The organism is Bifidobacterium sp. UBA4282, assembly GCF_002394995.1.
GTDB lineage: Bacteria > Actinomycetota > Actinomycetes > Actinomycetales > Bifidobacteriaceae > Bifidobacterium > Bifidobacterium pullorum_B.
On the sequence record NZ_DGVO01000054.1, the window covers coordinates 21,503 to 29,753 of the forward strand.

7 protein-coding genes are annotated in these 8,251 nt (G+C 58.9%); 5 read left to right on the forward strand and 2 right to left on the reverse strand.

All coding sequences use genetic code 11. The features are described 5' to 3' along the window. The first annotated feature begins 68 nt into the window (after positions 1-68). Genes B4C31_RS08400 through B4C31_RS08410 form a run of 3 tightly spaced genes read left to right on the forward strand, consistent with a single transcriptional unit; the run spans position 69 to position 3,582 of the window. The gene (locus B4C31_RS08400; protein WP_291532094.1) at positions 69-1,988 is read left to right on the forward strand and encodes a hypothetical protein; all 1,920 of its coding nucleotides are present in this window, start codon (positions 69-71) and stop codon (positions 1,986-1,988) included. Next, entirely contained in the window at positions 1,985-3,169 is a 1,185-nt protein-coding gene (locus tag B4C31_RS08405; protein WP_291532095.1) for a hypothetical protein, read from the forward strand. Before B4C31_RS08400 ends, B4C31_RS08405 begins: the two co-directional genes overlap by 4 nt. Positions 3,170-3,171: 2 nt before the next feature. After that, positions 3,172-3,582 (forward strand): Imm70 family immunity protein, encoded by a 411-nt coding sequence (locus tag B4C31_RS08410; RefSeq protein WP_291532102.1) that lies wholly within the window; start codon positions 3,172-3,174, stop codon positions 3,580-3,582. Positions 3,583-3,600: 18 nt separating this feature from the next. On the opposite strand, the gene B4C31_RS08415 is transcribed toward B4C31_RS08410, so the two are convergent. Continuing rightward, positions 3,601-4,089 (reverse strand): helix-turn-helix domain-containing protein, encoded by a 489-nt coding sequence (locus tag B4C31_RS08415; protein WP_291532096.1) that lies wholly within the window; start codon positions 4,087-4,089, stop codon positions 3,601-3,603. A gap of 202 nt (positions 4,090-4,291) precedes the next feature. On the opposite strand from B4C31_RS08415, the gene B4C31_RS08420 reads away from it, so the two are divergent. After that, on the forward strand, positions 4,292-5,158 hold the full coding sequence (locus B4C31_RS08420; protein ID WP_291532097.1) for a DUF6591 domain-containing protein: 867 nt from the start codon (positions 4,292-4,294) through the stop codon (positions 5,156-5,158). Between the two features lie 157 nt (positions 5,159-5,315). Here the strand turns inward: B4C31_RS08420 and B4C31_RS08425 are convergent, their stop codons facing one another. Further along, positions 5,316-6,917, reverse strand: coding sequence for an ABC-F family ATP-binding cassette domain-containing protein (locus tag B4C31_RS08425; protein WP_291532098.1), 1,602 nt, complete (start codon positions 6,915-6,917; stop codon positions 5,316-5,318). A 198-nt stretch (positions 6,918-7,115) separates the two neighbouring features. On the opposite strand from B4C31_RS08425, the gene B4C31_RS08430 reads away from it, so the two are divergent. After that, positions 7,116-8,251: MFS transporter (locus B4C31_RS08430; protein ID WP_291532099.1), on the forward strand; the 1,136-nt coding region annotated here is incomplete at its 3' end.

Consider the following 8,251-nt stretch of genomic DNA (forward strand, 5'->3'; position numbering starts at 1 on the left):
TCACATAGCGGAGCATCGGACCGCGAAACAGGGACATATCCGGAACCAGCGCAGAAACCGAAAGGAGCATGGGCGTGAAAAAGACATCGGCCCAATATCATCATGGCAGGCGGACGACGAGCATCCTGTCCGCCTGCGTCATCTGTCTCGTCGCGCTGTGCATCGTGCCGCACGATATCGCGGTGGCGAATGACGCGCCGACCAACGTACCGGCATCACACGTATATACGCTTGACGACGACAGCAAATACGATATCGCCGACGCACCCTCCTCCGATTCCGATGCCAACGGCACACTGCAAATCGCCGAGCAGGTCGATGAGGGGAAGCAGGATGGGATACCTGCATATCAAACCGATTCGGATACGCTGCATTTCTCGTATGTCATCGACAAGGACCTTGAGAAACGCGGAGCGCGCGAATGGCACCTCGCCGATGACAACGGGAAAACGGTCAACGGCCATAAACTTGACGATAAGGTCAGATCCGGCGCGATTCTGATTCAGACCTCCCTCGACGGTACAACGTGGATCGACGAGACCGCCTTCCCTGACGCGTTTGCAGGCAAAACGGCGCGATCGTTCTACGAAGCCAACGCCGTCCAACTGCAGAACGGCTGTTATCTCAGGATACAGGTCGCCTACAGGATGGAACGTCAAGTCAAGGACTCGAAGATTCTCTTCATCACCAAGCACAATTACGAACGCAGAAAAGTGGTGGAGGAGTATGTGTTCTATGTACATGGCGAATCCGACGGCATCAGTCCCGAGGACACTCCGAAGCAACAGTTGGGACAGAAGATCAACACCGGGAAGGACAATGGGTACTCCGGCAACAAGGGCATCGACGTCGATGACCCGCATTATGGATGGGACATCGGCTATTTCTTCGTCAACGGATACACGCGCGAGGAGACCGAGGACGACGGGACCCCGGTCTTCCTGAAGAACGTCAATGATCAGGTGACGTTGTGGTTCCATCTGTCCGAAGACATCTCCGCACTGAATGGCGACGACGCGTTGACGATCAATGAGGACACGAATGGCTATGACAAAGCGTTCGAGGTGGACAAGACCAACTTCAAGCACGGCGCGCTGATCATACAAAGCGTCAACAGCAAGGGCGAGGCCTCCGAGCCGATCATCTACACGGATTATCTTGCCGCCAGCGCCAGAACAGGCGCCGACACCAAGGTGCAGCTGTTCGAGGAAGGCGACTACATCGTCTCATTGGATTATGAGATCAAGTCCAAAGGCGGCATATTCAACGCCATTCCCGGTTTCCACAACTATAAGATCATGTTCGAGTTCTCCATCCGGAACGGCAACAGCATGATCTTCCCGTTCGACATCGATACGGGACGCGAGCTGTCGGACAACGGACTGAGCGAGCATGGGTTCACGCTCGATCTGGCCAACTCCCAATACCTCACGGTCGATGTGGAGCGATCCGTGCTCTCCCGGGCCGACGATGGCACGTTCACCGCCGATGTACGTTCCAACAGACCGGCCAGCGATGGCGATACCTTTACCGACGAGGGAATCTACACCATCAGGGCCGCGAACCAATACACAGGCGAGGATACGACGAAGACCATCTACGTGGGTTCCGATCCGTATCTGAGAGCGCTCTCCGACACGGGTATCTCAATCATGGAACTGAACAGACGCATCAAGGCGGGCACCATCACTTTCGACGAATCCGAGGGGAATACCGACCTCGGCTCCTCTGCGGATGCCGATGCGGAGACACGACAGCAATCGGAATCGGCACAGGCACAGGCTGAGGGAGCGCAAACCCGAAATGACGAAACCATTGCTACACCCGGCAACCGGGAAGCTGAGAAGAACAACCACGCCAGATCATATACGCCCGCCATCGTGGCGGCCGGAATCGTTCTGGTCGCGGTAATCGCGGCATTCTCGGTACTGGTCGCAAGAAAACGCAGCGGTTCCCGACAGCAACCGAGGGGAGGACGCCGAGCATGAGGAACAAGCTGATCGCACTGCTGGCGGCAGCATGCATGCTGATTACAGGATGCTCCGCCCCAACCGCGGAAACCTCCCAGCCATCATCCGAGTCTTCTTCGAATACCGCGAATGGCGGCGCCGATGATGCCGGGACGGACAGCGAGCAGCCGCACTATACATCGCTCAACGATCCGGAACTACTGCAACGCATCGAAGATGATGTATACGCCGATCTGGAACAACGGTTCGGCAGCGACGACTACATCATCGAGGCGGTTACGTCCGAGTATATTTCCAAGGAATATTTGGAGGAGGTCGCCTACAACTCCAAACGGAACGTGTTCTTCGGATACACCCTTGAAGAACTCGACGCCCAATTCGCGGGAACCCGGTACGTATTCACACTCGGGGAGAACGGCAGGACCACGGTCGAGGCCTTCGAGTCGTATAACGACGCCTACTACAAGGCGTTATCCGACGTCGCGATCGGCACCGGCATCATCCTGGTCTGCCTGACCATATCCGTTGCCACGGCAGGTACAGGAACCGGTGCATTAAGTACTGTCAGTGCCTTCTTTGCCGTGTCAGGAAAGACTGCTGCCTCAGTAGCCCTGTCATCCGGCGTCATCGGCGCAGCGACCGAAGCCACAATCAAAGGAATCGAAACCGGAGACGTTGAGAAAACTGTGGAAGCCGCAGCGCTCGCCGGTGCCGACGCATTCAAGTGGGGTGCCATCATAGGCGCTGTCACCGGAGGCATTTCACATGTAATGCCGAAGACGATGACTGGGTCGAAGATACCCACATATCGGGAATCAGAGCAAGAGGCCCTCAGACAAATCAAGAATGGAACGGGTCAGGTTTCATACCTTGCCGGCAAGGAAGTCCCTTGGGGAACCCCGGGATCGTCCAGACCTGATGTCGTCTCCCCGCTCGGAAACGGAACAAAAGCCGTATTGGCGACGGAGGTCAAAAACTACAACCTATCCAATAGCGGCAATGTCAACACCATGATCCAGAAATTACGCGTCGAGATATCCCAAAGAACCATCGATTTGCCCAAAGGTTCCAAACAGGAAATCATACTGGACGCACGCGGCCGGGGTTACTCGAAGAAGTTTATGGAAGAAGTAGTCGAACACATCCAAAGCGAACTCTCGGACGTTTATCCGGATATCCCCATTACCTACTGGAGGTGAACATGCTCATCCAAACAACCGATCGTCAGCGAATCGTGGATGTCGGCGGCTCCGACATCTGGCACTCCCTGTATTCCACGGTGGCCGTGCGCCTGCGCAGGATTGTCAAGACCATCCCACATGCCTTGAGGTTCCTTCAGCTCGGGAGATGCCCAAGCAGCGCAGCATTTGCAACGGCGAGAGAGCTCAACCTGGTCAGGGACGCACTCTCGCGGATTCGTCCAGAACAGGCGGTGTATGACAAGGACGATCCGAGCCGGGTCGCACCATGGTCCGGCAACGTCAGCGGCATCGTCACATCCTGCGGCAACATGTTCCTCACTGCTGACGGCAAGGACCTGCTGTACGAACTGGTATCGATCCTGACCTACGCACACTATGCGAACGTCGACGTTGAACCCGGTGAGGTCTGAGCCGCACAACGTCCCATACTATGAAACGGATTTCGGCAACAGCGGTCGTTCTTCGAACCGGATCAGTTCATGGTCAACAGCCGCCCTGTCATATCCATTGTTTACGCACCAGATGATGATGGCGTCGCGTCGTTGCTTGCACCAGAGCTCCGAGACACCCGACAGACGGAGCAGTCGTTGCGTCTCCTGCAGGTCGCAATCAAGCCCGAGCGATAGCATGATCGCATTGTCGCGACCCGGGCGGCTTTTACCAGCGAAAATGTCATAGACGACTGTGGGGTTAAGTCCCGATGCACGCACGACATCGGCCCGGGTAAGACCGTGACGTTCCAACACGTCATGAAGGTAGTCCGTGAATTCCAGATCGACGATGTGTTCCGAATCCAGGAACGAGCTGATGTCCGTGCTCCGAAGCAAGCGATTCAGCAGTTCCTCCGTCAGCCGCGCATCCGCCAAGGCGCTGTCCAGATGAGATGTCGCGGCTGACGACGGTTCATTCACAGTCATGTTCCGATTCCCTCTCAAGTGTGCTGTCGACAACAGGCCATCACACCAATACGGGTCTGCACATTAGCAGCATTGCCAAGCCGGACATTCAGTTGCCAACTGAAGTCGCGTCTTCGCGCATCCATGACAATGGTGGCAACCGCGCAATCAGTTGTGCGCGAGGGAACCGGAATGGACCGGACTAGGCAGAAAGGACGATACCATGACCACGGATAAGAAGTATAAGAAGACGACCGCAGCCGGGATTGCGTGTCTTATGATGCTGCTTGCCGCTGCCGGCTGCGGCAACGGAGCGCAATCCTCAAATGAACCGCAAGTAGACGAGGATGCACCGGTGTCCTCTTCCAACGATGGCATCACCATCAAGCAACTGCCGTACACCGTGAAAACCAGTATCGCCGGAGGCGATAAGGAGATAATACTGAGCGTCACGAATAACACCGAATTCAGCCTGACTGATTTTCAGCTTCACTACACCGTGAAGCCCGACATCACTGACGAACAAATCACCGAGGCGTTTTCAGGAACGGAAGTGAAAATCAAGAAACTAAGGAAAAACGGTCTGACGTGCGAGGTCGAGGGATTCCTCCAAAAAAGGGAAAAAGCGACGGGGGAATGCAAGTATGAAGGTGAAACCTTCACCGACGACAAACAGCTTGACGTCATGGATCCTGAAATGATTACGGTGGAATACCTGAACACCGATACCAACGCTCTGCATACCGTGTACTATGAGTTCGCTTCGCAGGAAATGGTCGATGATGCATCGACCAACTCATTTGACGTATGGCCGTCCAGTTCTCCCCGTGCCTCCCTGATTCCCCAGCCGACATCAACGTATCTGACGAACCTTATGGATGACGATCTGTTCGGCCTGTCATTCTCCGTCATCGGAGCCACTTCCGCCGATTATCAGCAATACATCAACGATTGCGTTGACATGGGTTGGCAAGTCGAGTCCAGCATGGGCTCAAGCACAGACTTTGCGGCAAAAGACGGCTACACGCTCACCGTCTATTTCTATTCGCCCTCATCGCACCTCAGCGTGAGCCTCGATCCGCAATCGTGACCGGGCCCGATGAGAGCTGCCGCATCGTAGGTCGTCTCAGTTTGTCCGAATCCCCGGATTCTTGCTATTTGCGTAAAATGTGAGCCTTCACATCGTAAGAATCTGGGGATTCGGACATATCGGGATTGGCCGCGCAACCAGCGAGCGCGAGCGCTCGCTACTCCTCGGCCACCAGGTCCAGGTACCCGTCGTTCCAGAGATCCTCGTCGCCGTCGGGCATCAGCAGCACGCGCTCGGGGTTCAGGGCCTTGACGGCGCCCTCGTCGTGGGTCACGAGCACGATCGCGCCCTCGTATTTGGCGATGGCCTTCAGGATCTCCTCGCGCGAGGCCGGGTCCAGGTTGTTGGTCGGCTCGTCGAGCAGCAGCACGTTGGCGCGGCTGGTCACCAGCGTGGCGAGCGCTAGTCGCGTCTTCTCGCCGCCGGAGAGCACGCTGGCCGGTTTGAACGCGTCGTCGCCGGAGAACAGGAACGAGCCCAGGATCGAACGGGCCTGCGTGTTGTCCAGTTCGGGGGCCACATGCTGCAGGTTCTCCAACACGGTGGCGTTCAGGTCCAACGTGTCGTGCTCCTGCGCGAAGTAGCCGACCTTGCAGCCGTGCCCGTATTCCACCACGCCGGTGTCCGGATCTTCGATATGCGCCAGCAGGCGCAGCGTGGTGGTCTTACCGGCGCCGTTGTATCCCAAGATCACCACGCGCGAGCCTTTGTCGATCGCCAGATTGATGCCGGCGAACACGATGTTCGACCCGTACGCCTTGGAGATGTCCTTGGCCTGGATCGGCGTGCGGCCGCAGGGTGCCGGCTCCGGGAAACGGATGTCCGCTACCTTCTCCTTCTTCTGCGCCTCGCTGGTCTCGGCGAGCAGGCGTTCGGCGCGGCGCATCATGTTCTGCGCGGCCACGGCCTTGGTGGCCTTGGCGTGCAGACGGATGCCCTGCTTCATCAGACGTTCGGCCTTCTTCTCGGCCACCTCGCGCTCGCGGCGGCGGCGTTCCTCGTCCACCACTCGCTGGTGCAGGTACGCCTTCCAACCCATCGAGTACATGTCGATCTGCCCGCGCTGCGCGTCCAGATGCCAGACCTTGTTCACCACCTCGTCCAACAGTTCGGTGGAGTGGGAGATGACCAGGAATCCGCCCTCATACCTCTTCAGATACCCGCGCAGCCATTCGATCGAATCGGCGTCCAGGTGGTTGGTCGGCTCGTCCAGGATCATCGTGTCGGCATCGGAGAACAGGATGCGCGCCAGCTCCACACGGCGGCGCTGCCCGCCGGAGAGCGTGCCGAGCGGCTGGTTCATGACCTCCTGCGGCAATCCCAACGATTCGGCCATCGTGTAGGCCTCGGACTGCGCCGCGTAACCGCCGGCCTTGTCGAAGTCCTGCATCGCCTTGTCATAGCGGTTCATGGCCTTGGTCATCACGTCCGGGTCCGGGTCGGTCATCTCGCGTTCGGCCTTGCGCATGCGGCTGATGATGGTGGCGATGTCGCGCGCGCTCATCATCCGGTCAAGCGCGGTCTGGTTCGGATCGTCCGCGTGCGTGTCCTGCGGCAGGTAGCCGAGTTTGCCGGAAACGCGCACCTTGCCGCCCGCGGGCAGCACCTCGCCGGTGATCACGCGCGTCAGCGTGGTCTTGCCTGCGCCGTTACGGCCGACCAGACCGATCTTGTCTCCCTTGGATACGTGGAAGTCGGTGGGGTGCAGCAGCGTGCGTGCACCGATCTGAATCTCCAATCCCTGCGCCTCGATGGCCATCGTCTCACCCTAACTTGCGACTCGTGTCCGTCATGTTCTGCATACCGTTTCTGCAACGCCAACCGTCCATCATACCGAACCCCGGATATCTGGCGGTTTGCCGTCCGACGTATCGTGGTATCCGCCCCCGGACCGCACGGCATATGGTCGTCGGGCGACGACCGCGCCGGAACGGGAGAGGCGGGAAGGAGACACACGATGGGCGAACGAGGCGAGGAACGGCTGTTGAACCGCGATGTGGTGCTGGTGATGGCGGCGACGTTCTGCTTCATGGCCAGCAATATGCTGGTGTCGCCGCTGATGGCGGGATTCTCCGAAAGCCTGGGCGCGGGCGGTGCGCTGATGGGATTGGTCACGGCTGCGATGAACTTCGTCTCGCTGTTCTGCCGTCCGATCGCCGGCAACCTGTCCGACCGTATCAGCAAGAGAGCGATTGTGTCGTTCGGTTCCGCACTGTATCTCGTATCGAGCGTCTGGTATGCGCTGGCCTCCGACCCGGCCTCGCTGATCGCGGCCCGCATGGTCAACGGCGTCGGGTTCGCCTGCTGCTCGGTGTGTCTGGCGACGTGGATGGCCATGCTGCTGCCGATTCGTCACATGGGTGCCGGCATGGGGTTGTACGGCACGATGAACGCGTTGGCGATGGCGATCGGCCCGGCCGTCGGCATCCGGGCGCAGCAGCTCATCGGATACCGGTGCACGTTCCTGATCTCGACGGTGCTGGCCGCGCTGATGGTGATCGCCGTGCTGTTCGTCCGCAATGGCGGCCACCCCATACGGCAAGGCGGCGCGGATGCCGCCGGGACCGACGCAAGGCCCGCCGCACGCCGGTTCACGCTGCGTGCCATCGTCGAACCGCGCGTGGTGCCGTTGTCGCTGGTGTTCATGTGTTTTTCGATCCCGTACTTCGCGAACCAGTCGTTCTTGGTCGAGGTCGCCGACGCACGCGGCCTGGATGTGGACGTCAGCCTGTTCTTCCCGCTGTACGCGGCGGCGCTGCTGGTGCTGCGGTTGGCGTTCAGGAACCTGTTCGATACCAAGCCGTTCCGTCTGTTCTTCATCGTGGGCACGGTGGCGATGGTGGGCATGCTGCTGTGCCTGGCGCTGATGCGCAACGACTGGGTGCTGCTGCTCGGCGCGGTCCTGACCGCGTTCAGCTACGGCATGATGAGTTCGGTCACGCAGGCCGAGGCCGTCGTCATCGCGGGCAAGGAGCGCAGCGGCATCGCCAACAGCACGTACTACATCGGCATCGACCTGGGCATGTCGCTGGGGCCGATGCTCGGCGGCCTGTTCTACGGCTCGCTGCCGATCACATGGTTCTATCCGCTGTT

Coding starts and splice junctions, on each gene's coding strand:
- B4C31_RS08420 (WP_291532097.1), top strand. CDS start 4,292: ATGACCACGGATAAGAAGTATAAGAAGACGACCGCAGCCGGGATTGCG.
- B4C31_RS08405 (WP_291532095.1), top strand. CDS start 1,985: ATGAGGAACAAGCTGATCGCACTGCTGGCGGCAGCATGCATGCTGATT.
- B4C31_RS08410 (WP_291532102.1), top strand. CDS start 3,172: ATGCTCATCCAAACAACCGATCGTCAGCGAATCGTGGATGTCGGCGGC.
- B4C31_RS08425 (WP_291532098.1), bottom strand. CDS start 6,917: ATGGCCATCGAGGCGCAGGGATTGGAGATTCAGATCGGTGCACGCACG.
- B4C31_RS08415 (WP_291532096.1), bottom strand. CDS start 4,089: ATGACTGTGAATGAACCGTCGTCAGCCGCGACATCTCATCTGGACAGC.
- B4C31_RS08400 (WP_291532094.1), top strand. CDS start 69: ATGGGCGTGAAAAAGACATCGGCCCAATATCATCATGGCAGGCGGACG.